20 protein-coding genes are annotated in these 25,136 nt (G+C 61.3%); 15 read left to right on the forward strand and 5 right to left on the reverse strand.

Annotated elements, in window-relative coordinates:
- From LW136_RS09740 to LW136_RS09750, 3 genes are read left to right on the forward strand one after another with little or no spacing between them, the layout of a single operon-like run.
- Complete coding sequence (locus LW136_RS09740; protein WP_234175064.1) at positions 1-1,860, forward strand: hypothetical protein; 1,860 nt, start codon at positions 1-3, stop codon at positions 1,858-1,860.
- Positions 1,841-2,767 (forward strand): TniB family NTP-binding protein, encoded by a 927-nt coding sequence (locus tag LW136_RS09745; protein WP_234175065.1) that lies wholly within the window; start codon positions 1,841-1,843, stop codon positions 2,765-2,767. The genes LW136_RS09740 and LW136_RS09745 overlap by 20 nt, the downstream gene beginning before the upstream one ends.
- Complete coding sequence (locus LW136_RS09750) at positions 2,760-4,355, forward strand: TniQ family protein (RefSeq protein ID WP_234175066.1); 1,596 nt, start codon at positions 2,760-2,762, stop codon at positions 4,353-4,355. The genes LW136_RS09745 and LW136_RS09750 overlap by 8 nt, the downstream gene beginning before the upstream one ends.
- A 305-nt stretch (positions 4,356-4,660) precedes the next feature.
- On the opposite strand, the gene LW136_RS09755 is transcribed toward LW136_RS09750, so the two are convergent.
- Together LW136_RS09755 and LW136_RS09760 are read right to left on the reverse strand one after the other, a co-directional pair.
- Positions 4,661-5,974, reverse strand: a complete 1,314-nt coding sequence (locus LW136_RS09755; protein ID WP_234175067.1) for a DUF2254 domain-containing protein — start codon at positions 5,972-5,974, stop codon at positions 4,661-4,663.
- A gap of 74 nt (positions 5,975-6,048) precedes the next feature.
- Positions 6,049-6,939: a LysR family transcriptional regulator gene (locus LW136_RS09760; protein ID WP_234175068.1), complete on the reverse strand. Its 891-nt coding sequence runs from the start codon at positions 6,937-6,939 to the stop codon at positions 6,049-6,051.
- A gap of 124 nt (positions 6,940-7,063) precedes the next feature.
- On the opposite strand from LW136_RS09760, the gene LW136_RS09765 reads away from it, so the two are divergent.
- From LW136_RS09765 to LW136_RS09805, 9 genes are all read left to right on the forward strand, one after another.
- Positions 7,064-7,885, forward strand: a complete 822-nt coding sequence (locus tag LW136_RS09765) for an HTD2 family dehydratase (protein WP_234175069.1) — start codon at positions 7,064-7,066, stop codon at positions 7,883-7,885.
- Positions 7,886-8,134: 249 nt separating this feature from the next.
- The gene (locus tag LW136_RS09770) at positions 8,135-9,298 is read left to right on the forward strand and encodes an acyl-CoA dehydrogenase family protein (protein WP_234175070.1); all 1,164 of its coding nucleotides are present in this window, start codon (positions 8,135-8,137) and stop codon (positions 9,296-9,298) included.
- A 114-nt stretch (positions 9,299-9,412) separates the two neighbouring features.
- A complete protein-coding gene (locus LW136_RS09775) occupies positions 9,413-9,817 on the forward strand; it encodes a VOC family protein (RefSeq protein ID WP_234175071.1) in 405 nt (134 codons plus the stop codon).
- Positions 9,814-11,166, forward strand: a complete 1,353-nt coding sequence (locus LW136_RS09780) for an MmgE/PrpD family protein (protein ID WP_234175072.1) — start codon at positions 9,814-9,816, stop codon at positions 11,164-11,166. Before LW136_RS09775 ends, LW136_RS09780 begins: the two co-directional genes overlap by 4 nt.
- Positions 11,167-11,368: 202 nt before the next feature.
- The gene (locus LW136_RS09785; RefSeq protein ID WP_234175073.1) at positions 11,369-12,574 is read left to right on the forward strand and encodes a CaiB/BaiF CoA transferase family protein; all 1,206 of its coding nucleotides are present in this window, start codon (positions 11,369-11,371) and stop codon (positions 12,572-12,574) included.
- A gap of 20 nt (positions 12,575-12,594) precedes the next feature.
- Positions 12,595-13,422 (forward strand): HpcH/HpaI aldolase/citrate lyase family protein, encoded by an 828-nt coding sequence (locus LW136_RS09790; protein ID WP_234175074.1) that lies wholly within the window; start codon positions 12,595-12,597, stop codon positions 13,420-13,422.
- A gap of 54 nt (positions 13,423-13,476) precedes the next feature.
- Complete coding sequence (locus tag LW136_RS09795; RefSeq protein WP_234175075.1) at positions 13,477-14,466, forward strand: TRAP transporter substrate-binding protein; 990 nt, start codon at positions 13,477-13,479, stop codon at positions 14,464-14,466.
- Between the two features lie 119 nt (positions 14,467-14,585).
- Positions 14,586-15,476 (forward strand): alpha/beta fold hydrolase, encoded by an 891-nt coding sequence (locus LW136_RS09800; protein ID WP_234175076.1) that lies wholly within the window; start codon positions 14,586-14,588, stop codon positions 15,474-15,476.
- A 1,191-nt stretch (positions 15,477-16,667) separates the two neighbouring features.
- Positions 16,668-17,252, forward strand: coding sequence for a hypothetical protein (locus tag LW136_RS09805; protein WP_234175077.1), 585 nt, complete (start codon positions 16,668-16,670; stop codon positions 17,250-17,252).
- Between the two features lie 223 nt (positions 17,253-17,475).
- On the opposite strand, the gene LW136_RS09810 is transcribed toward LW136_RS09805, so the two are convergent.
- Together LW136_RS09810 and LW136_RS09815 are read right to left on the reverse strand one after the other, a co-directional pair.
- Positions 17,476-18,411 carry a hydroxymethylglutaryl-CoA lyase gene (locus tag LW136_RS09810; RefSeq protein ID WP_234175078.1) on the reverse strand — a complete coding sequence of 312 codons (936 nt, stop codon included), beginning with the start codon at positions 18,409-18,411 and terminating at the stop codon, positions 17,476-17,478.
- Between the two features lie 191 nt (positions 18,412-18,602).
- A complete protein-coding gene (locus LW136_RS09815) occupies positions 18,603-19,805 on the reverse strand; it encodes a CaiB/BaiF CoA transferase family protein (protein ID WP_234175079.1) in 1,203 nt (400 codons plus the stop codon).
- 176 nt (positions 19,806-19,981) lie between these two features.
- On the opposite strand from LW136_RS09815, the gene LW136_RS09820 reads away from it, so the two are divergent.
- From LW136_RS09820 to acs, 3 genes are all read left to right on the forward strand, one after another.
- Positions 19,982-20,881 (forward strand): LysR family transcriptional regulator, encoded by a 900-nt coding sequence (locus LW136_RS09820; RefSeq protein WP_234175080.1) that lies wholly within the window; start codon positions 19,982-19,984, stop codon positions 20,879-20,881.
- 146 nt (positions 20,882-21,027) lie between these two features.
- Positions 21,028-22,026: a TRAP transporter substrate-binding protein gene (locus tag LW136_RS09825; protein WP_234175081.1), complete on the forward strand. Its 999-nt coding sequence runs from the start codon at positions 21,028-21,030 to the stop codon at positions 22,024-22,026.
- 384 nt (positions 22,027-22,410) lie between these two features.
- Positions 22,411-24,366, forward strand: coding sequence for an acetate--CoA ligase (gene acs / locus LW136_RS09830; RefSeq protein ID WP_234175082.1), 1,956 nt, complete (start codon positions 22,411-22,413; stop codon positions 24,364-24,366).
- Positions 24,367-24,482: 116 nt separating this feature from the next.
- On the opposite strand, the gene LW136_RS09835 is transcribed toward acs, so the two are convergent.
- The gene (locus LW136_RS09835) at positions 24,483-24,845 is read right to left on the reverse strand and encodes a YgaP-like transmembrane domain (RefSeq protein ID WP_014820602.1); all 363 of its coding nucleotides are present in this window, start codon (positions 24,843-24,845) and stop codon (positions 24,483-24,485) included.
- Positions 24,846-25,136: the final 291 nt, after the last annotated feature.

Raw genomic sequence — 25,136 nt, forward strand, 5'->3', positions numbered from 1 at the left:
ATGCAAAATCTATATGTGGATTGTTTGCTTTCTTATGAGGGGCGAACCGGCAATCTTCGTCTCTTTGATGGCGATCTTGCCGTAATAAAATTTAAAGATGGAAAGGTAGAGAGCTTCACTCCAGAAGATCTGGAGCGTGCACGATCAGATGGGAAGCTTCATTTGTTCAGGACTCCTTCTTACAATCCGTGCCACATAAAGACCAGCACAGAGCAGGATGAAGAAATTGCACGCATGACTGCTTATTGCAGTGCGCTGAAGCTTGAGCCAAAGCCCTGCGCAAAAGGTGTTCGGGAGCTCGTTACAGCACGCATTTCATATATTATCTCGGACAGTAATCCGCCGAGCATTTCCCAGTTGCATAAGCTGTATAAGAAATGGATTGCCGCTAACGAGAACATGGCTGAGGTTCTTTTTGGTGGAAAGAGGATTCGAAACCCTTCCATCTCTGATGAAGTGTTCGAACTAATGGATGGGGTCATAAAAAAGGAATATCTCACCGAAGAAAAGCCGTCGATGTATGGCGTATATTTGATATTTTCTGCAAAGTACGCTGCTAGAGGGTACATTGCGCCCTGTCCATCTCTCTCAACCTTTGAGCGAAGAATTCGCGGGCTTGAGCGCATCGGCGTAATTGAGTGTCGGTACGGGAAAAGTGAAGCCCGGCATGAGGCCAGGTCTACAAATTCAAAAATTGAAATCGATAGAATACTTCAACGTGTAGAACTTGATACGGCGCATTTTAATGTTGGATTGAAAAATATATTTGGAAAATTCATAGGTAAGCCTAGCATCTATTTTGTTGTTGATGCCTATTCGCGTGTCGTATTAGGTTACGCCATTCATGTCGGAAGGCCGCGAGAGTCATCCGCCTGTGTAATTCATACGCTTCGCTATGCTATTTCACAAAAGAATGACCCTCTATATCCATTTTGCGGAATACCGGCGCGGGTCGTCATAGACCAAGGTGTTGCATACATCTCTGCTGACACCATGCGTTTTTTTGATAACTTGCGGGTCGAAGTGGATTGCACCGGTACCAAAATGGGTTGGGGCAAACCCATCGTGGAGCGATTCATTGGCACGACCCGTACAGGTCTATTTCAGGGACTCAAGGGCTATTTGGGGAAGCCTGATCACAGATACAAGTCTGACACCAGCATAAAGTCCTCTGCAAAACACACTTTTTCTGAATTCAGGAAATTGTTTAGTGAGTTCATTATCAAGTACCACAACCAGCCACATTCTGGATTGAATGGCCGAACCCCTGCCGAGGTTTGGCGTGAAAGTGCCAGAAAATACCCGCCAGTAATGGTCGATGAAATTGGACATGACAACTTGCTGCGCGGGCTACGTGAAGAGCATAACCTAGCTCATGTGAAGGGAATTACCTGTGACTATCAGGTTTTCAACAGTGACGAGCTTCAAGCAATTTACCATCGCTTACAAAGAAACCAAAAGCCTCATAAAAAAGATGAAGTCAAGGTGACTGCATACCGCGACCCGCTTGATGCCAGTGCCATTAGCGTTGTAGACCCTTTTACAAACCGACTTCTGGAGGTTCCAAATATCTTAGGGAGCAAGACCTCGGGACTTTCATTCTCAGAGCTTCGCGTGGGGCGAGTTTATCGCACGACGAAGGATGAATCGCCCATATGGGATGATGGCATCAATGAAGGCTATAGCGATCCTGAAAAGCCACGCCGTAAGGGGCCAGACATACCGCTTAACTCAGCGGGGACACCTATCGATCTTGAAATACTGCTGAAGTCGCCCGTCAAAGAATACTCAAAAGACAACATTTGTACTGTTTCAACCATTTTTGACGAGGATGACGACTATGCAATCACCATCGAGTAATGCCCCACGCCGAAAGCTGCACACGGAAGCATTCTTGCAGCTAACGATTCGAAACCAGCAGTTCGACCTGGCGTATCAAGCGATTAATCGGTGCCATAAAACTACCGGCCTGAAGCCCAAAAGCATGATGCTGCTTGGCGCCAGCGGAGCTGGTAAATCGACTTTGCTTCACTTATATCGTAAGGCGTTTCCAGATGCTGAGCTTGAAGACAGAACACTGCGTCCAATCCTCTACATTTCACTGCCGTCGCGGGTCACTGTAAATGACATTCTCAGTGGATTGCTTGAGGCTTGCGGCGATCCCGAGCCTCAGAAAGGTACGGCCAGGTCACTATTGAATCGCCTTTACGGCCTGACAAAATCACTGGGTGTCCAGCTAATCATCATTGATGAAATTCAACATGTGCTCCCCGAGCACACCCACCGGCGAACGCAAGAAGCCGCTGACATGATCAAAAGCATCATGGATCGAAGCCTAATTCCTTTTGTCCTGGCCGGACTTCCCCATGGCAATCGAATTTTGAATGACACCGTCAAAGGTAAGCACAGTGAAGATCAGCTGATTCGTAGATTTAACGCTTCTGTCCAGCTTAAGCCCCCTGCTCTAGGATCAAATGCTTGGAAAAACCTCATGGCTGTATATCAGAAAACCATTGGCGTTCCTTGCATCAACCTGAGCAGTGACGAGATGCTGAAGCGGTTCTATCTCGCCAGTAACGGGCTCCATGGTTTCATTGCCAACGTGCTTGAGCATGCTCTCGAAAGCACTGACGGGAATCAGCAGATCTGCATGACTCATTTGTCGGAGGCATTCGACGTCAGCAGTTGCGCAGATTTAATAGAAAATCCTTTCAAGATGTCCCTGCCTCAAGTCGAACGGGCCCTGGCGTTGCGGGCAAATGTCTGAGCTGCGACTTCTGCCGGTACGCCTTCGCCCCGAACCCGGTGAGCATTTTTCCGCTTATCTACTGCGCTTGGCTGTGGCTAATGGGCGCAGCTCTGTAAAGGAGCTGTTTTCTACCCTGAGAATTGGTGGCAGCAAAGCACAAAACCATCAATCGCCTGATACCCAGGCTGCGTTGGCAGGATGGTTAGGCCTGAGTCCGGCAGAGCTGAGTGGCTATGTCGTTCGAGATGAGATTCTCGCCAAAGTTACAGCACATGACTCCGCGCGAATTTACCGAAACCTTGAGCTTCGAGTTCCCCGAATCTGTACGGCCTGCCTTCGGGAGAAAAAACGGATCCCAGCATATTTTGGTCAGTTGCCATTCACTCATTGCTATGAGCATCGTCATGAGTTGATTCATGCCTGCCCGCACTGCAATGACCAGTTTGAGTGGTCAGAAGAGCTGTTTGAATGCCGTTGCCCTTCGTGCAAGGCTGACCTCAAAGACTCTACTAGGCCAGTACAGCTGCCGGCGTATGCTTCAGACCTTCGTTCACGTTTATCCGACTCGAATGGGCTCAACCATGTCATTCGGGATCTGCTACTAGCCCTTCAATGCATCCTTGTACCGTTGAACAGTGATCTGTCTGCTCGTGAGAGGCCGCCCACTGAAATCGCGCCTTGGCCTCAGCTTCTGGATCAGGCATACACCCTGCTCAATGAGTCAACGGCGATGCAGTCATGGGCCGAAACTTGTCGAGTACATAGATCGCCCACAGCTGTAATTGGCGCATTCGCCGTTTACCTGCCGATTTATTCGCTGGTGGAAAAACTGGCGCTGCCCTGGCCTCTTCGGGATTTGAATTGGCTTGCGGGGCGGCAGTCGGTCAAGGAGCCAGCAGCGGAGAACGCAACATCATTGGCGCTAGTTGATCATCGGTTGCTGTCACAAGTCCTGGGGTGTCAGCCAACCGAGATCCTGCCTTTACTTGAGTCATCTGCCCTCCGGGGACTCAGCGGCCAAAGGTCTATTCGGGATACCCGTTTTGACCTAGTTACATTGGCCAAGCAGGTTAAGCAGCTGGAGACAGTCGCTTCTGGCCAGGTCATCGATATGGTGCATGCTGCGCGAATCGCATCAGCGCATGGCGGCCATATGGGGCATGTACTGGCCGGCATCCTGTTAAAAGAAATTCCATTCCGTCCCAAGTCAGATCGGAAAGCTTTGCTTGATGGTGCCTTTGTGGGAGTTGACGGTCTGTTGGCCTGGATGGCGAAGCATCTCGCTTCGCTGGAGACTGCTCAATGCACGCTACTGGAAACCATCGCCATCACAGGGATGAACAAGCAAGAAATCACTACGGCTTGCTCCCTCGGGCTGATCAAGCCACTGGGCTGGAAACGTGAACTTTGTTTCCAGGGTGGCGAGATCAGTCGACTGCTCAGCAGCCATATCTCAATAAAACGGTGGTCGAAGATATCAGGGATTCCTGCTCGTCGGCCATTGGCAAGCCTCGCTGAATCCTCTTTCGAGGCCGCAATTGAGGGTGTTCTTTACAGCCGTACCGAAGAGCTAGATTCCTGGCTGAATCGCTTCACAAGCCGCTGAAGTCATTGCAGCCCGCAGGGCATCACATCCTGGCTCGACTGAGCCAATCCCATCCTTCTAGAGCCCCTTAACATCAAGGCTAACGGCCTACATCCCTCATTTGGCCAGTATTGACAAATTGTCAATGCGCGGCCACTCTCGCTCAGTGAAAGTCCATCCGGCAGACTCTGCGTGGCCGCCGCCAACACGGCTTTCAGGAAATTCTCCACTTAGATGATTTTCGCAATGAAAATCTCGCGATAGCTGACGTTTTCGGCCACAGAAAATCTCATGCTAGATGCATAAGTCATTGATTATCCAGTGACTTATATTCTCCAGTTAGCTGACGTACGACAGATGGCCTCGTTGAGCTGCTGCACGGCAGCGTCTATTGCCTCGCGGTCCGGCCGCAGGTCGATGCTTTCCTTCGCCTTGTCGAGCACTGCCTGCGCATGCGCCAGCAGAACGGCTTCGGTTTCGGGCTCAGGATCGCAGAACAAGAGGTTCTTGAAGCACTGCAACAGGCTGAGCACGACCTGGGTATCGCCGCCGCCATAGTGCCGTGGCGGCCCCAGTACGGCCAGGAGCATCTGTTGCAGCTCCAGCTCGCGAATGTACAGCCGCGGCGGTTCGTCGGGCTCGCTGGCAACGTCGAAATCCGGCAGCTTCAGGCGCTCGGCGAACAGCACACCAAGCATGTCGATCGCCTTGATCGCCGTGCCCGGGTCATTGATGCCTGGGCTTAGTGCCTTGCTGGCGATCTCGGATATCTGCTTGAAACCAAAGAAATAATGCTGATTCGCGTACTCCTCGACATAGAAGTCGAAGGCATCGAGTAGCGTCTCGGTCACTTCTCCATCGACCTGGCGGCTAAGCCTGAACAGTGGGTGACCAGGCATCACGAAAAAGCCGTTGTGCACCTCAATGGTCATGCGCAGGCCGTGCTTCTTCAGCAGCGCCTTGGCCGCCTCACTGTTGAAGGCCTTGAAGTAGCCAGCACGGGTCGAGCGGGTAACCGGCCAGCCCTGATCATCCGGCCACTGTTGGCGTTCGCTGAACTGACCGAACTTGCCTTGCTGCACCTGCAGTTCCTTCAGGGTCTTCTTGAACAGGCTGTTGAGGATGTAATCGACCTGAATCGATTGCGAGATACCGCGTATGAAAGTAATGAACAGGCACAGGCTGACGATCCCCAGCCCCAGCGCGAGAAAGATGCCGAGGCTCGGGATGTTGATGTCGTCGCCTTCCTGAATAGTCAGGATCAGCAGCAGCGAGTCGATGATGGTGCCCAGGTAGATTCCGAGTATGAACTGGTGGTTGCGGCTGCTGATCAGGCTCGGGATGACGCGCGGCGAGAGTGTCGAGGACGCCGCGTTGAGCACTACCATCACCATGCTGAAACTGAACACCATCAGCGAGACGATGCCGCCAACCAGGGTGCCGAGGATTAGGCGGGCATTTTCGGCGTTGTTGACCAGGCCAAGTTTGATGTCCTCCTTGTAGACCTGCAGGTAGGTCATCTCCAGCCAGATGCTGATGGCGCAGAGCAGCACCAGGCCGAGGGTGATCAGCGCGGGGTAGAAGGCGATGCTGCTGACGATGCGCTGGTAGAGGCGAAACAGCCGGTTGTTCGAGGCCATGCGGGGCGTCCGGTTTGCGGTGCGTACCGCTTTCGGCAGTACAGGCGAACAATTGTTCGAGCGCCGCCGGGATTTCAGGGCTGGGCGGGCACCAGGGTTGCGATTAGTGCACGAACGCTACCGGGCAGCGCGTCCAGTTCGCGCACCAGAATGCTGCGCTCGCGTACCGCCCAGGGCTCGTCCAGTGCCACCAGCGCAAGCTGCATGGTGCGGCTGTGCCGCCTTGCCGCGGATTCGGGAATGATGCCGATGCCCACACCGGCCTCGATCATCCGGCACACCGCTTCGAAGCTGGAGACCTGGATGCGCAGCGATAGCTGACCACCGAGTTTTTCCACCTGATCGCGCAAAAAGGTCAGCAGCGTGCTGCCCTCATGCAGGCCGATGTGCTGGCAGGCCAGCGTCTGGCGCAGCGTGACCTGTCGCTCGCCCGCCAGCGGATGGCCGATCGGCACGGCGAGCAGCAGGCGGTCGGTGCTGAAGTGCAGCACCTGCAGTCCCTCGGCGCGTACCGGCCCGGCGATGATGCCCATGTCGGTACTGCCGTCGAGCACGCCACGGACGATGTCGCGGCTCAGCCTTTCCTGCAGGTCCACCGTGACGCCGGGGCGCTCGGCGAGAAAACCGGCCAGCACCTCCGGTAGGAATTCGGTAACCGCGGTGGTGTTGGCGAAAATGCGGATGTGACCGGCCGAATCGGTGCCGTACTCGGTGAACTCACTTTTCAGATAATCGACCTGGCGCATGATCAGCCGTGCGTGCTGCAGCAGCTTGTGGCCGGCCGGCGTCAGCTCGACACCGCGGCTGTCGCGGTAGAGCAGGCGGCTGTCGAGCTGGCTTTCCAGTGCTTTGATGCGCGCGCTGGCTGCTGCCGGCGACAGATGGGCACGACGCGCGCCCTGGGTCAGGCTGGGGGATTCGGCGATATGAATGAACAGACGCAGGTCGGCCAGATCGAAATGCATGCTTGATACCGGTACTTGGAACGGCGTTCAGCTTAGCCGAACGCTGGTGTCGGTAAATACAAATTCTCGGAACGCCGCCTTCGTAGCATCCTGCGGCAAAACAAGACAACAGCGGAACCCGACGATGACCGATACCTCTGCCTGGATTGGCCGCAGCGAAGAAGTCCACGACCAGCTCAGCCGCAACCTGCTGATGCGCATTGCCGCGACCTTCGGTGAAAGCACTCCCGCCCATGGCGAAGCGCTGCCGCCTTTGTGGCAATGGTGCTTCTTCCAGGACCCGATTGCCGAAAACGGGCTGGGCGAGGACGGCCACCCGGCGCGCGGTGGCTTCCTCCCGCCGGCGGACAACCGCAACCGCATGTGGGCCGGTGGCCGCGTCGAATTCTTCCGCCCGCTGGAAGCGGGTGGCGAGGCCCGGCGGGTATCGACCATCAAGCACATCGAGGAGAAGCATGGCCGCACCGGTGCGTTGCTGTTCGTCACCGTGCAACACGACTACCTGCAGGACGGCCGCCTGGCCATCCGCGAGGAGCAGGACATCGTCTACCGCGAGCCGAGCCCGCCGAAGACCAGCAATGGCGAACCCATGGTCGCCGGTGGCTGGCGCGAGGCGGTAACGCCGACACCGACGCTGCTGTTCCGCTATTCGGCGGTCACCTTCAACGGCCATCGCATCCATTACGACTGGCCCTACGTCACCGAGGCCGAGGGCTATGCCGGTCTGGTCGTTCACGGCCCGCTGATCGCCACGCTGAACCTGCGCGCCTTTTGCCGCGCCAATCCCGACGCCCGCCTGCGCCGCTTCGCCTACCGCGGCCTGCGCCCGCTGATCGCGCCGCAGCCGTTCGAGGTCGGCGGTCGCATCGTGGCGCCGGGCAAGGCCGAACTCTGGGCCGGCGATCACAACGGCTTGGCACAGAAGGCCGAAGTGGAATTCGACTGAGGTGTATGGCGGGACTCCGCCCCCTCACCCTAACCCTCTCCCCGAGGGGGCGAGGGGACTGCATCTGCGGGGTGGTCAGGGGCGCAGGTGATAGTCGTCCCGCGGAAGAAAGTCTGGTGAGCCTCAAGCTGAGTGCGCTACCAGGCAGTCCAGCCATACGCGAATGCAGCCCCCTCTCCCGGAGGGAGAGGGCTGGGGTGAGGGGGAGAGGCAAGCCACTCGACATCGCCCGTTTTCTGAGGAACTGAGATGAACCCGAACAAGACCGAAGAACTCAATTTCATCCGTGAAGGCGTGCGTGCCCTCTGTGCCGAATTTCCCGCCGAATACTGGCGCAGGATCGATGAGGAAAAGGGCTTCCCGGAAGCCTTCGTCACCGCCATGACCGAGGCCGGCTGGCTCTCGGCGATGATTCCGGAAGAATACGGCGGCTCCGGCCTGGGTCTGGCCGAGGCTTCGGTGATTCTCGAGGAGGTCAACCGTTGCGGCGGCAACTCCGGGACCATTCATGGGCAGATGTACAACATGTTCACGCTGCTCAGAAACGGCAGCGAGGAGCAGAAACGCTACTACCTGCCGAAGCTGGCGAGCGGCGAGCTGCGCCTGCAGTCCATGGGCGTCACCGAGCCGACCACCGGAACCGACACCACCAAGATCAAGACCACCGCCGTGCGCCAGGGCGACAAGTACGTCATCAACGGGCAAAAGGTGTGGATCTCGCGCATCCAGCATTCCGACCTGATGATTCTGCTGGCACGCACCACGCCGCTGGCCGAGGTGCAGCGCAAGTCCGAGGGCATGTCGATCTTTCTCGTCGACCTGCGCGAGGCCATCGGCAACGGCCTGACCGTGCAGCCGATCGCCAACATGGTCAACCACGAGACCAACGAGCTGTTCTTCGACAACCTGGAGATTCCCGCCAGCAGCCTGATTGGCGAGGAGGGCAAGGGCTTTCGCTACATCCTTGACGGCCTGAATGCCGAGCGCACGCTGATCGCCGCCGAGTGCATCGGCGATGGCCGCTGGTTTGTCGAGAAGTCCGCGCAGTACGCCCGCGATCGCGTGGTATTCGGCCGGCCCATCGGGCAGAACCAGGGCGTGCAGTTTCCCATCGCCGAAGCGCATATCGAGATCGAGGCCGCCGACCTGATGCGCTGGCGCGCCTGCGAGGAATACGACGCCGGTCGCAATGCCGGGGCGGCCGCCAACATGGCCAAGTACCTGGCAGCGAAGGCCAGCTGGGAGGCGGCCAATGCCTGCCTGCAGACCCACGGCGGCTTCGGCTTCGCCAACGAATACGACGTCGAACGCAAGTTCCGCGAGACGCGGCTGTATCAGGTAGCGCCGATCTCCACCAACCTGATCCTGTCGTACGTGGCCGAGCACTTGCTCGAGCTGCCGCGTTCGTTCTAACGGAGCCAGACGTAGGATGGAAACGGCGAAGCCTTTTCCACGCATATCGAACAGGCGACACGGGTGGTGGAAATGCTTCGCGATTTCCATCCCTACGAAAAAGGGAAGTGCGTCATGAATATCAGCCATCTCGACCACCTGGTGCTGACCGTCGCTGACCTCGAGGCAACGATCGACTTCTACACCCGCGTGCTCGGCATGCAGGCGGTGACCTTCGGCGAAGGGCGCAAGGCGCTGACCTTCGGCAACCAGAAGATCAACCTGCACCAAGTCGGGCGCGAATTCGAGCCCAAGGCCGAGCGGCCGACGCCGGGTTCGGCGGACCTCTGCTTTATCGTCGCCACACCATTGGATCGAGTCATTGCGCACCTAGAAGCGCAGGGCGCCGCCATCGTCGAAGGACCGGTGCAGCGCACCGGCGCGACCGGACCGATCCGCTCGGTGTACCTGCGCGACCCCGACCACAACCTCATCGAACTGTCCAATCCGTTAGAGCATCCGCTGGAGCCCAACGCATGAGCCAGCACACCCGTGCCCTGACCGAATTCCTTGCCGGGCTCACCTACGAGCAGATCCCCGAGCCGGTGCTGGCCCGCACCGAGGATCTGTTTCTCGACTGGCTCGGCTCGGCCCTGGCCAGCGCCGGCTCGCATCCGATTCCGCTGTTCGAGCGTTACGCGCAGAAGATGGGCCCGGCCGAAGGACCGGCGCGCATTCTGGTCAGCGGCCAGAGCAGCTCGGCCTATTTCGCCGCGCTGGTGAACGCCGCCAGCTCGCATCTGGTGGAGCAGGACGACCTGCACAACAGCTCCGTGCTGCACCCGGCCACGGTGGTGTTTCCAGCCGCGCTGGCGGCGGCGCAGGATCTGGGCAAGTCCGGTCGCGAGCTTCTGGTGGCCTCGGTCGCCGGCTACGAGGCGGGTATCCGCATCGGCGAATTCCTCGGCCGCTCGCATTACCGCATCTTCCACACCACCGCGACGGTCGGCACCCTGGCCGCGGCGGTGGCCGTCGGCAAGCTGATGGATTTCGACCAGCAGCAGTTCACCCATCTGCTCGGCAGCGCCGGCACCCAGGCCGCGGGGCTGTGGGAGTTTCTTCGTGACGCGGCGGACTCCAAGCAGCTGCACACGGCCAAGGCCGCCGCCGATGGCCTGCTCGCCGCGTATCTGACAGCCGATGGCCTGACCGGCGCACAGAACATCCTCGAAGGCGAGCAGGGCATGGCCGCCGGAATGTCCAGCGATGCCAATCCGGGTGCGCTGTCCGACCGGCTCGGCAGTCGCTGGGCGCTGGCGGAAACCTCCTTCAAGTTTCACGCCTCCTGCCGGCATACCCATCCGGCCGCCGATGCGCTGCTGGCGCTGATGCAGCACGAAGGGCTCGGGGCCGATGACATCGCCTCGGTCACCACCCGCGTGCACCAGGGCGCGATTGACGTGCTCGGCCGCGTGACGGTGCCGCAGACGGTGCATCAAGCCAAGTTCTCAATGGGCACCGTGCTGGGGCTGATCGCTCTGTACGGCAAGGCCGGCCTGACCGAATTCCACAGCCATGCGCTCAGCGACCCGCGCGTCGGCGAGTTCCGCGAGAAGGTCTCGATGACGCTCGATCCCGAGGTGGACGGCGCCTACCCGGCACGCTGGCTCGGTCGCGTCGAAGTGACCACCGCCGATGGCCGCACGCTGCACGGCGCCATCGACGAGCCGAAGGGCGACCCGGGTAACACGCTGAGCCGCGCCGAGCTGGAGGACAAGTTCCGCCGCCTGGTGCAGTTCTCCGCGGCGCGCAGCGATGACGAGGCGGGCGCGCTGATCGATACGGTCTGGCGCCTGCGCGAGAGCGGGAATTTAGACATGTTGAGGTGACCGTAGGGTGGGCTTCAGCCCACCACAGAACGCTGCCCCGGTGGGCTGAAGCCCACCCTACGAAAAGCGCGCACGGTCCGTAGGGTGGATGACGGCGAAGCCTCATCCACCAAAGGGGCGCCAGAGTGCCCAGGGGCTTGAACAGACGCGTGGAAAAGGCTTCGCCGTTTTCCACCCTACGCCGAATTTGCAGGAACCGAACATGAACGACACCCAAGTCAAACCCCGCCCACTCGATGGCATCACCGTGGTCAGCCTCGAGCACGCCATCGCCGCGCCGTTCTGCACGCGCCAGCTGGCCGACCTCGGCGCACGGGTGATCAAGATCGAGCGGCCCGGTGCCGGCGACTTCGCCCGCGGCTACGACGAGCGGGTCGATGGGCTGGCCTCGCATTTCGTCTGGACCAACCGCTCGAAGGAAAGCCTGAGCCTGGACGTGAAGCAGGACGCCGCTGCCCAGGTGCTCGACCAGCTCTTGGCCAAGGCCGACGTGCTGGTGCAGAACCTGGCACCGGGCGCCGCCGCGCGCATGGGGTTGTCCTTCGAGGCGCTGCACGAGCGCTTTCCGCGGCTGATCGTCTGCGACATTTCCGGCTACGGCGAGGGCGGCCCCTACGAGCAGAAGAAGGCCTATGACCTGCTGATCCAGAGCGAGGGCGGCTTTCTCTCCGTCACCGGCGGGCCAGGTGAGACCGAGATGGCCAAGGCCGGCTGCTCCATCGCCGACATCGCCGCGGGCATGTACGCCTACACCGGCGTGCTCTCGGCGCTGATGCTGCGCGACAAGACCGGCGAGGGCAGCCGCGTCGACGTTTCCATGCTCGAAAGCCTGGTGGAGTGGATGGGCTATCCGTTGTATTACGCCTACAAGGGCGCGACGCCGCCGCCGCGTGCTGGCGCCGCCCACGCCACTATCTACCCCTACGGCCCGTTCCCCACCGGGGACGGCGGCACGGTGATGCTCGGCCTGCAGAACGAGCGTGAGTGGCTGGCGTTCTGCGACAAGGTGCTGCTGCAGCCGGAACTGGCGCAGGACGAGCGCTTCTCGAGCAACGCCCGGCGTTCGGAGCATCGCACCGAATTGCGTGCACTTATCGTCGAGGCGTTCAGCCACCTGAGCGCCGAAGAGGTGATCGCCCGGCTGGATGCTGCGCCCATCGCCAATGCGCATGTCAACGACATGGCCGGTGTCTGGGCGCATCCGCAGCTGGAGGCCCGCCGGCGCTGGAGCGAGGTGGACAGCCCGGCCGGTCGCCTGCCTGCGCTGCTGCCGCCGGGGCGCAACAGTGCCTTCGCCCCGCGCATGGATCCGATCCCCGCCTTGGGCCAGCACACCGACAGCCTGCTGGCCGAGCTGGGCTACGCCCCCGGCGACATTCAGCGCTTGCATGAGCAGGGCGCGGTATGAACGCACCCAGGAGCCAGCCCATGAACTCATCGATCATCCGTAGCGCGCTGTTCGTCCCGGCGACCCGTCCGGAGCGCATTCCCAAGGCGCTGGCGAGCGGCGCCGACGCGGTCATCGTCGACCTCGAGGATGCGGTCGCGGAGAACCTTAAGGCAGAGGCGAGGGGCAACCTCGATGCCTTCCTCGCTGCCAACCCGGCGGCGCGCCTGCTGGTGCGCATCAACGCGCCAACCCATGCCGAGCAGGCCGCGGACCTGGCGCTCTGTGCCCGTCATGCCGGTGTCACCGGCGTGCTGCTGCCGAAGGTCGAAAGCGCGGTGCAGGTTGCGCTGGCGGCCAGCTGCGGCAAGCCGGTCTGGCCAATCGTCGAAAGTGCCCGCGGGCTGGCCAATCTGGCGGAAATTGCCGGCGGCCAGGGTGTCGAGCGGCTGTCCTTCGGCGCGCTGGACCTGGGCCTCGATCTCGGCCTGGCCAACGGCACCGCCGGCGCCGAGCGCATGCTTGACCAGGCACGCTATGCGCTGCTGCTGCAGTCGCGATTGGCCGGGCTGGCAGCACCGCTGGACAGCGTCTTCCCCGACATCAAGAACCTCGAAGGCCTCGCCCGTGCCGCTGCCGATGCGCGAGACATGGGCTTTGGCGGCCTGCTGTGCATCCACCCGAGCCAGGTGGCCGTGGTGCACGAAACCCTGATGCCCAGTGCCGCGGAACTGGACTGGGCACAACGCATCCTCGCCGCCGGAGCTTCCGGCGATGGGGTATTCGTGGTGGACGGACAGATGGTCGACGCCCCCGTCATCGGCCGTGCCCGCCGCCTGCTGCAACGTGCCGGGCAAGCGGTGCCCTGACCGCAACGCTTGCCTGCGAAACGTACCAACCGACAAAAACAAGAGGGTACTTCCATGCTGAGTAACAAGCTCAAGGCACTCGCCTGCGCGCTTTCTTTCACCGTCGCCGGGCTGGTGCATGCCGATCCCGTGACCATCAAGTTCGCCCATGTAGTGGCGGACAACACGCCGAAGGGGCAGGGCGCCCTGCTGTTCAAGAAACTCGCCGAGGAACGCCTGCCCGGCAAGGTGAAGGTCGAGGTCTACCCGAACTCCTCGCTGTTCGGCGACGGCAAGGAAATGGAGGCCCTGCTGCTGGGTGATGTGCACATGCTGGCGCCTTCGCTGGCCAAGTTCGAGCATTACGCCAAGGCCATCCAGATATTCGATCTGCCGTTCCTGTTCGACGACCTGGCCGCTGCCGACCGCTTCCAGAGCAGCCCGCAGGGCCGGGCACTGCTGACCGCGATGGAGGACAAGAACATCACCGGCCTGGCCTATTGGCACAACGGCACCAAGCAGCTCTCGGCCAACAAGCCGCTGCGCGAACCCAAGGACGCGCGCGGCCTGAAGTTCCGCGTACAGGCTTCCGCGGTGCTCGACGAGCAGTTCAAGGCGGTGCGCGCCAACCCGCGCAAGATGAGCTTCGCCGAGGTCTATCAGGGCCTGCAGACCGGCGTGGTCAACGGCACCGAGAACACCTGGTCGAACTACGAGAGCCAGAAAGTGCACGAGGTACAGCCCTACATGACCGCCTCCGACCACGGCCTGATCGACTACATGGTGATCACCAACACCCAGTTCTGGAACGGTCTGCCGGAAGACGTGCGCGGCGAGCTGGAAACGATCATGGAAGAGGTCACCGCCGAGGTGAACCGTCAGGCCGACGACCTCAACCAGCAGGCGCGCCAGGCCATCGCCGCCTCCGGCAAGACCGAAATCATCGAATTGTCCCCCGAGCAGCGCGCCAAATGGCGCGAGGCGATGCAGCCGGTGTGGAAGAAGTTCGAGGGTGATATCGGTGCCGAGCTGATCGAAGCGGCGCAGGCGGCCAACCGCTCCTGAGCCTCCAAAGGCACCAAGCGGTGGAGAACGAACGGGCCTGTCCGATGTGACCGGCCCGTTCTTTTATGCCTGAAACCAGGCTTATGCTGACCGACCAGAGCGCGCGAGGAGACGCCGGCATGAGTCGTTACGCCACGGTCAGCACACCCGTGCTGGATATCGCTTATCTCGAATGGAACCCCCGCGGCCAGCAGGTGGCCGTGCTCGTGCACGGCTGGCCGGATTGCCCCGAAGGCTGGGAGCCCGTGGCCGAGCGCCTGGCCGCAGCGGGCTACCGGGTGCTCTGCCCGACGCTGCGCGGCTTCGGCCAGACACGCTTTCGCGATGCGCTGACCCCACGCAGCGGTCAGCTCGCCGCGCTGGGGCGCGACCTGCTGGATTTCATCGACGCATTGCGCCTCGACCAGCCGGTGCTGGTCGGCCATGACTGGGGCGCGCGGGCGGTGGCCAATGCCTGCGGGCTGCGCCATCACGCCGCCGCACGACTGGTAATGCTCGCGGTGGGCTACGGCACCAATGACCCGAACCAGCACATCTCGCTCAGCCAGGCGCGCAACTACTGGTACCACTGGTACATGGCCACCCCGCGCGGCGAGCAGACGGTAGTCGAGGATCGCGCGGCCTTCACGCGGCTGCTGTGGGATACCTGGTCACCGGCCGGCTGGTACGCCGAGGCGGATTTCATCCAGGCGCTGAAGGCGTTCGACAACCCGGACTGGGCCGCCGTGGTCCTGCATTCCTATCGCCACCGCTGGGGCTTCGTCGACGGCGATCCTGCCTATGCATCGGACGAGGCGCTGCTGCAACCGGCCCCGGTGCTCGCCGTGCCGACGCTGGTGCTGCACGGCGAGGCCGATACCTCCAACGCACCGGAAACCTCGGCCGGGCGTAAGGCCTTATTCAGCGGCCCATACCACCGTCAGTTGCTGCCAGGCGTCGGCCACTTCCCCCAGCGCGAAGCGCCACAGGCAGTAGCCGAGGCGATTCTGCAGTTCTGTCAGGGGGATTGAGCCGTTGCTAGATGCTGCGGGCGGCGAGACCTAACCGTTTCTCTGGCCTGCAGTGGTTGGTTTTTCTAGGGCTCTGCTAGGCCTGCCGCTTGTGCTGGCCAGCTTTCGTTTGCCTGGTAGACGTTCGGCGATCTCGACAACTCATCGACGCGGCAATGGTGGAGCGTGTGCGGAAGGTCGCAGGCGAGGCAAGGTTTGATCACATCAATTACATGCCTCCCGGAGCTGGTGTATAAACACCCGGCATCCCTGAGAAGCGCGAGCTAGAAGCTCGGAGGGAAAAGCGAGCGAAATGTTAGGCACCGATCCCGTTCAGCGTCTTATATATCACTTGGTATCTAAATATAGTTAGGCCTCATGTCGAAAATATCTCTCAACTCGCAGCTCAAGAAAATATTGGAGCCGGCATATGCTCCATGCCCGGGCTTTTCTGATACGTGCTTTGATATGCGGTGGGACCCCAAGACTGGCCATGTACCACGAGGATTTCGCGGTGCAACTGGAACTATTGCCGAGATTGAGCTCGTATTGGTGTATGCGGAGCCAGGCGATCCTCAGCCTGGAGAAACGCACGAAGGCCTCGCATCAGCTTACGATTTCGCGAACCGTTCTTTCGCTGCAGGTACAGATCTCTTTCATCGCAACGTAACCTTCATTCTAGATTCGTGCTGGCCAGAATTGTCCCTCGAAGAGCAGCTCCGGAAGGTCTGGATGACTGAGTCAGTGCTGTGTTCTGCGGCTAAGGAAGGCGGGCACGTGAGAGGTCAGGTGGCAAAGGAATGTGGCAAGCGCTATCTACTGAAACAGCTAGAGCTAGTCCCAGATGCTCTCGTTGTAGCTCTGGGTAACAAGGCCCGTAATCGACTTGTCGCACTTGGGTTCTTCAATTTTCTAGCGGTCAAATCCGTTGCTCCACCCGGCTGTAACTTTCGTGGTGCACGCGAGTCTTGGGCACAGATAGCTGAACGATTGAAAGCCCGAGATAAGGCCTAACAATGCGTTCAAGCCGAAACCGCTTCCTTCCACCAACATAGGGCAGAAAAATCTTGCCCTATGTTTGGCTCCATTACACAGTTCGGCTTAAATTTAGGCGTTAGGTGTCTCAATGCCCACAACACCAAAACATTGGAATTATTTCTTGGCCGTTGAGGCGGAATTACTTGCATATGTAGCGCAAAGGGAGTGGTCGCCATGCCAAACCTCACGGAGTTCCAGCAACGGCTCGAAACTATCATCGGTCGACCAACCGATCAGCGGCCTTTCGTCTGCGATGGCTCGCCCCTTGATTGTCGAGTTTTCATCGTCGGGCTGAACCCGGCGTCTGCTAGTGAGAGAGACTTTTGGGAGTTCTGGGATTGCGAGGCCGGCTTCAACAAGCGTGCCTGGTTTGAGAGCTATCTCGCCGAGCGAGCGAAACGCCCGCTTAAACCTGGCAAAACCCGTAGGAACCCCATCAGCAATACTCGTCGAGTCCTTGAGTGGGTCATATCCTCAGCGGGCGATACCCATATTCTCGAGACGAACATCTACGCATCGGCCACGGAAGACGCGAAGGATCTTGCTGGTAGCATGAGGCACTCGCGAGCATTCGATTTCTTGGTTGAAGCGCTCAAGCCGAGGCTAGTTGTGGCGCACGGTAACGATGCAGTTGAATATATCCGCACTAGGTATCCGACGGTGCAGACCATTGCTGTAAAGCACTTTTCACGGCGGTGGTCCCAGCAGGCTGCTCGGGATCTTGGGTTATCCATTACTCATGAGGCAGGCGCTTTCTAACAAATGCTTCAAATCGTTCGCTTCGCTCACTGGCACCGGCTAAAGCCCGCCCCTTAACCAAGCGTTCCGCAGCAGGATGCGTTTGTTCCGGCAGTCTCGCCTCTCACCACAAGCACTGGTCCACCTCATTGCTCATTCCCGCCGTAGGGCGGGCTTTGCGTTGTGCCTGTTGCCGCTGAACCGCCGCTCACGGCGCCACCATCCCGTAGAGCTCCGCACGCGGTCAAAGGCCAGCTTCCTCCATCCACTTCGGCTTCGGATAACGGCGATCTGCCTTGCCGGCCTTGAGTACCGCGCCCGGCACGTCGTGGCCAACCAGTTGCGGCAGGTCAGCGGCGCATTGCAGCAGGCGGTCGAGATCGACGCCGGTGTCTAGGCCCATGCGCTGGAACATATGCACGAGATCTTCGGTGCAGATATTGCCGCTGGCGCCTGGCGCGTAGGGGCAGCCGCCGAGTCCGCCGAGCGAGGCATCGAAGCGGTCGATGCCGGCGTTGAGCGCTGCCAGCGCGTTGGCCAGGCCCATGCCGCGGGTATTGTGGAAGTGTGCGGTGAATACTGCCTGTGGCCAGCTGTTCAGCGCTTCGCGGCAGATACGCTCGACCTGCGCCGGGTCGGCCATGCCGGTGGTGTCGCAGAGGGTGATGCCCTGCACGCCGATCTCCAGCAGGCGCTGCACCAGCTCATAGATGCGCCGCTCGGGCAGGTCGCCCTCGAAGGGGCAGCCGAAGGTGGTCGATAGCGAGGCGTTGATGAACACGCCACTGCCGCGAGTGACTTCGATGATTTCGCGGAACTGCACCAGCGACTGTTCGGGCGTCATGCGCAGGTTGGCCAGGCCGTGGGTGTCGCTGGCCGACATTACCAGGTTGATCTCGTCCACTTCGCAGGCCAGGGCGCGCTCGCAGCCCTTCACGTTGGGCACCAGCACGGTGTACTCGACGCCCTCCACGCGACGGATGCCGCGCATCACGTCCTCGGCGTCGCGCAGGTTGGGAATGGCCTTGGGCGAGGTGAAGGAGGTGACCTCGATCTTCGCCAGCCCGGTTTGCGAGAGGCGGTCGATCAGGGCGATCTTGGCTTCGGTCGGCACGAAGTCCGCTTCGATCTGGAAGCCGTCGCGGGTGGCGACTTCCTGGATATACAGGCGTTTGTTCATCAGTGAATCCTGGGGCGTAGGGTGGATGACGCTTTACCCATCCACCGTTGTGGCTTGCTGGCTGGTGGACAAGCTTCGCGTTGTCCACCCTACGTAGAGCTGTAGTCGTAGGGTGGATGCGCTCCACCCATCCACCGTTTCGGGAATGTCGCGGTGGATGAAAAAAAGCGTCATCCACCCTACGGGCAGTGTCAGATGATCCCGCGCTCGCGCAGGCCCTGGCGTTGTTCATCGGTGAGGCCAAGGCCGGCCAGCACGTCGTCGGTGTGTTCGCCCAGCTGCGGGCCGCCTTCGCCGATGCGCCCTGGCGTGCGCGACAGCTTGGGCAGCACGCCCGGCACCTTGAGCGGGCCGGCAAAGGTCTGCACTTGCTCGATCATCTGCCGCGCCAGGTAGTGCGGGTCCTTCACGATATCGGCGGCGGTGTAGGGATAGCCGGCCGGCACGCGGGCGCCCTTGAGTGCTTCGATCACCTCGTCGCGGCTGTGCTGGATGGTCCATTCGCCGATGGCGGCATCGATCAGCTCGGCGTGCTGGGCGCGGCCGTCGTTGTGGGCGAAGCGCGGGTCATCGGCGAGGTCTTGGCGGCCCATCAGGGTCATCAGGCGCTTGTAGATGCTGTCGCCATTGCCGGCGATCAGCACGTAGGCGCCGTCATTGCACAGGTAGGAGTTGGACGGGGTGATGCCGGGCAGGGCGCTGCCGGCTGGCTCGCGGACATAGCCGAAGGCGTCGTATTCGGGCACGAGGCTTTCCATCATGGCGAACACCGACTCGTACAGCGCCACGTCGATTTCCTGACCCAGGCCGCTACGGTTGCGCTCCTGCAGGGCGAGTAATACACCGATCACGCCATACAACGAGGACAGCGAATCGCCGATGCTGACGCCAACCCGCACCGGCGGCTGGCCCGGATAGCCGGAGAGGTGGCGCAGGCCACCCATGGCTTCGCCGATCACGCCGAAGCCCGGCAGGTCGCGATAGGGACCGGTCTGGCCGTAGCCGGAAATGCGCAGCATGATCAGCCGAGGGTTCAGCTTCGACAGCTCATCCCAGCCCAGGCCCCATTCTTCCAGCGTGCCGGGGCGGAAGTTCTCCACCAGGATGTCGGCTTCGGCCACCAGCTGGCGGACGATTGCCTGGCCTTCCGCGGCCTTGAGATCCAGCGTCACCGAGCGCTTGTTGCGCGACTGCACATGCCACCAGAGCGAGGTGCCGTCCTTGAGCTTGCGCCACTTGCGCAACGGGTCGCCGACCTTGGGCGGCTCGATCTTGATCACATCGGCGCCGAATTCGCCGAGCAGCTTGCTGGCGAAAGGGCCGGCGATTAGTTGGCCCATCTCGATCACCTTGAGGCCCTGCAGCGGCAGGTTCTTGTCTGTCTGTTCGCTCATCACGACACCTGTGCCGGTTGATTCATGGTGCCGAGCATGACCGACGCATCGGCAGCGGACAATTGGCCGTTTGCCAAGTTAGGTTTCGCGCTTCACGAAGGCTAAGACGAAAGGAGCTTTGAAAAACTCGGGCTGAGCGGCGCATGCTTCGTCTACCGCGAATACGGGAATCCAATATGCGCCGCATCGATTTCGTCACCCTTCGGCTGTTCGTCGCCATCGCCGAGACCCGCAGCCTGACCCGCGCTGCCGAGCGCGAGCATCTGGCGCTGGCGGCGGTGAGCAAGCGCGTCAGCGATCTGGAAGGGCAGCTCTGCGTCAGCCTGCTCTATCGCCAGCCCAAGGGCGTTGAGCTGACGCCGGCCGGCCACGCGCTGCTGCACCACGCGCGCAACCTGCTGGACAACCTGCAGCAGCTGGACGCTGACCTCAGCGAGTTCAGCCAGGGCGTGAAGGGCCATGTGCGCATCCACGCCAATACCTCGGCGGTGATCGAATTTCTGCCCGAGGACCTGAGTACCTTCACCCGTCAGCACCCGGAAGTGAAGATCGACCTGGAGGAGCGCGTCAGCAGTGACACCCTGCGCGCCCTGCGCGAGGGGCTGACCGATATCGGCATCTTCGCCGGGCACATGCCGGCCGGGGACCTGCAGGTGTTTCCCTACCGCGAGGATCGGCTGGTGCTGGTGACGCCCCGAGAGCATCCGCTGGCCGGGCGTGCAGAAATTGCCCTGCGCGATGCCGCCGGCTTCGATTTCATCGGCCTGCAGCAAGACGCCTCGCTGCATGCCCTGCTGCAGCAGTCGGCGCAACAGATGGGTACGCCGCTGCGCCTGCGCATCCAGGTACGCAGTTTCGAGGCGATCTGCCGGATGATCCATACCGGCATGGGCATCGGCGTGCTGCCCGAGCAGGTGGTGCGCAACTACCTGCCGGCGCTGGACGTGGCCATCGTGCCGCTGAGCGACGCCTGGGCGCGACGCGAGCTGAAGCTCGGCGTGCGCAATCTGGAAAGCCTGTCGGCGACTGCGAGGCAGATGCTCGAACACCTCACCGCTCGCGAAGGCAATGTCTGAAGAAGCGCGCCGGGACGTGTGATAACGCTGCTGCCTTCGCCAATCACGAAGTCGCGCTTGGCCAAATAGCAATTCAGTCCGCGGGGGGCAGCGGGGTAGAGTCGGACCAGCTGCATGGCTCAAACAACTACAAAACGGAGCTCCCCATGGCACGACTCACCCGTGGCATTACCCGTCTGCTCGCCGCTTCGGCGCTGTTTACCGCTCTCGGCGCCCAGGCCGATCCGATCCTGATCAAGTTCTCCCATATCACCGCCGACAGCACGCCGAAGGGCCAGGGCGCGCTGATGTTCAAGAAGCTCGTGGAAGAGCGCCTGCCCGGCCAGGTAGAAGTGCAGGTGTTCGCCAACTCCTCGCTGTATGGCGACGGCAAGGAGATGGAAGCGCTGCTGATGAATGAGGTACAGCTGCTGGCGCCGGCACCGTCGAAGCTCGAGCAATACACCAAGCAACTGCAGCTGTTCGACCTGATGTTCCTGTTCGACGATATGGCTGCGGCGCAGCGCTTCCAGCAGTCGGACAAGGGCCGCGCCATGCTCAAGTCGATGGAGGACAAGGGCATCACCGGCCTGGCCTACTGGCTCAACGGCATGCGCCACTTCACTGCCAACAAGCCGCTGCGCGAGCCGGCCGACGCCCGCGGACTGAAATTCCGCGTGCAGCCCTCGGACCTGCAGGCCGCCCAGTACACCGCCCTGCGGGCAGTACCGCGCAAGATGGCCTTCGCCGAAATCTATCAAGGGCTGCAGACCGGCGTGGTCAATGCCCAGGACAATCCCTGGTCGAACATCTACAGCCAGAAGTACCACGAGGTGCAGAAGTACATCACCGAGTCCGGTCACGGCATCGGCAACTACCTGCTGATCACCAACACCAGGTTCTGGAGCGGCCTGCCGGCAGAGGTGCGCGGCGAGCTGGAAGCGATCATCGACGAGGTCACCGTGGAGGTGAACCGCCAGGCCGAGGCGCTGAACGAGAAGGCCAAGCAGGGCGTCATCGACTCGGGCAAGAGCGAGATCCTGGTACTGACCGACGAGCAACGCGACAAGTGGCGCGACGCGGTGCAGCCGGCGTGGAAGAAGTTCGAAGCCGATATCGGCAAGGACCTGATCGAGGCCGCGCGCGCAGCTAACTCTGCGCCCTGAGGCAAGCCCGCCAATGGTCTGTTAGACCAATGTGCAGTTTCGGCAGCCGTGCTGGCTGCACAGAATGGCGGCGTCTATCTGCGTGATCGGACAAGTGTGTATTGCAACCGGATGGTTGACCGAGCGGCCCCTGAGGCCGCTTTTTTTTGCCCGCAAAACGCGTCCGCGGGTGTCGGGGCCGTAGCATTCAGCTACGCGAAAGCTCTGGCAAATGGCGGCAGTGCACACGCCATGCGGTGAGGCGCGGTCTATGCTTGAGCAAAGCCGATACGCCATGGGTGGCGTGCTTGGCTGGAGTGCACCGTCTGCCAGGCGCTGGGTTGGTCATTGGGTTCGCCTGCTGGACAGGGTTCTGCATACCAACAAGACAGACGAGGAACTGCCATGAGCGCTGCGTCCGTATATCCGGTTCGGCCCGAGGTGGCCGCTCAGTCACTGACCAACGAAGCCAGCTACAAGGCCATGTACCAACAGTCGGTGATCAATCCCGAGGGCTTCTGGCGTGAACAGGCGGCGCGGCTGGACTGGATCCGGCCTTTCACCGAGGTCAAGCGCACCTCCTTCGACGATCACCATGTGGATATCAAATGGTTCGCCGATGGCACGCTCAACGTCTCGGCCAACTGCCTGGATCGGCACCTGGCCGAGCGCGGCGATCAGCTGGCAATCATCTGGGAGGGCGATGATCCTTCCGAACACCGCGAGATCACCTACCGCGAGCTGCATCAGGAAGTCAGCAGGTTCGCCAATGCGCTGCGCGGCCAGGATGTGCATCGCGGCGACGTGGTGACCATCTACATGCCGATGATTCCCGAGGCCGCGGTGGCGATGCTGGCCTGTGCGCGCATCGGCGCTATCCACTCGGTGGTGTTCGGTGGCTTCTCCCCGGAAGCACTGGCCGGGCGCATCATCGATGGCCAGTCGAAAATCGTGATCACCGCCGACGAAGGCATTCGCGGCGGCAAACCCGTGCCGCTCAAGGAGAATGTCGACGAGGCGCTGACCAATCCCCAGACCAGCTGTGTGAAGAAGATCATCGTCGTGCGCCGCACGGGTGCGGGCATCCGCTGGCACTCGCATCGCGACATCTGCTACGACGACCTGATGCGCGTGGCCGGCGAGGTCTGCGCACCGAAGGAAATGGGTGCCGAGGAGTCGCTGTTCATTCTTTATACCTCCGGCTCCACGGGCAAGCCGAAGGGCGTTCTGCATACCTGCGGCGGCTATCTGCTCTATGCCGCACTGACCCATGAGCGGGTGTTCGACTACCGCCCCGGGGAGGTCTATTGGTGCACGGCCGATATCGGCTGGATCACCGGGCACAGCTACCTGATCTATGGTCCGCTGGCCAACGGCGCGACGACGCTGATGTACGAAGGCGTGCCAAATCATCCAGACGTTACCCGCATCGCCCGGATCATCGACAAGCACAAGGTGAACATCCTTTACACGGCGCCCACGGCGATCCGCGCCATGATGGCCGAGGGGGCCGCGGCGGTGGAGGGGGCCGATGGCTCCAGCCTGCGTCTGCTCGGCACGGTGGGCGAACCGATCAATCCCGAGGCGTGGCACTGGTATTACGAAACTGTCGGCCAATCGCGCTGCCCCATCGTCGATACCTGGTGGCAGACCGAGACCGGCGGCATCCTGATCAGCCCGCTGCCGGGGGCGACCGCGCTCAAGCCAGGCTCCGCCACGCGCCCGCTGTTCGGTGTGGTGCCGGGGTTGGTGGACAACCTCGGCAACCTGCTCGAAGGCCCTGCCGAGGGCAATCTGGTGATCCTCGACTCCTGGCCGGGGCAGATGCGCACCATCTACAAGGACCACGACCGCTTCGTCGACACCTACTTCAAGACCTTTCGCGGCATGTACTTCACCGGCGATGGCGCGCGTCGCGACGAGGATGGCTATTACTGGATCACCGGAAGGGTGGATGATGTGCTCAACGTGTCCGGGCACCGCATGGGCACCGCGGAGATAGAAAGCGCCATGGTCGCCCATGCCAAGGTGGCCGAAGCGGCAGCGGTGGGCGTTCCGCATGCGCTGAAGGGGCAGGCGATCTACGTGTATGTGACCTTGGTCAGCGGCGTGCAGCCCACGGATGCGCTGCGTCAGGAGCTGCAGCAATGGGTGCGCAAGGAGATCGGGCCGATCGCCGTACCGGATGTGATCCAATGGGCCCCTGGGCTGCCGAAGACGCGTTCCGGCAAGATCATGCGCCGGCTGCTGCGCAAGATCGCAACGGACGACTACGACGCGCTGGGCGATACCTCGACCCTGGCCGATCCTGGCGTGGTCGATCAGCTGATCGAAGCTCATGAGGCGGTGAGGAAGCGCTGAAGGCGAGGGCGACCGGAGCGCAGTTACGCAGCCGGTCGCCTCTACCCATGAGCCTGTGCCCGGAGGCTATGCCACGACTCGCCGGGCTCGATGTTCCCCGCTTGTATGGGCGAGGATCAGACGCCGGCAGGCGGGCTTTTCAGGCTGTCATTGCCGGTTACGGTAGTGCCGTTGGTGGCTGCCGCGGCGTTGGCCTGCAATTGCTGGCGATCCTTTTCCGAGCGTTCGAACGGCATGTGGTGCGAGCGGCCTTCGGCCATGCCGGCCTGTTCGTTGATTTCATTGAACACGCGCTTGGCCTCGCAGTGCCCGGTTACGCCACGGGATAGTGCCAGGCCGCCGATACCCAGCTGCAGCAGTCCGCCCAGGCCGCCGCGGCTGAGGCCCTTGGCAAGGAAATACAGCCCGCCGGCCAGGGACATGGCGCGCTCCCAGCCGTGGACGTTCTGATTCTGGTGGTTCGAGGACTTGTTGTTCATGGGTGGCTCCGACGAGGGCATTCTCAATGAATGACTCTCGCCAGCGCAGGCTGTTCGGTGCCGCAGGTCGGCATCTGGCGGAAACGCCGGTGAAGTGGCTGTTGTGGGAAGCCAAACGGACGCAGGGAGGAGGGAGCCAGGGCGCGCCAATGCGCGGGAGCGGTCCTGACCGCGAATCGTGAAAATGCGACGGACGAACTTCGCGGCCAACATTGGCGCGGGGTAGCCGTGCTTCACGGCTGGCCCCGAGGCTGAATGTCTAGCGCAACCCGACAGGCCGCGCGAGAGCGT

The sequence above is a fragment of the Stutzerimonas kunmingensis genome (assembly GCF_021432085.1).
GTDB lineage: Bacteria > Pseudomonadota > Gammaproteobacteria > Pseudomonadales > Pseudomonadaceae > Stutzerimonas.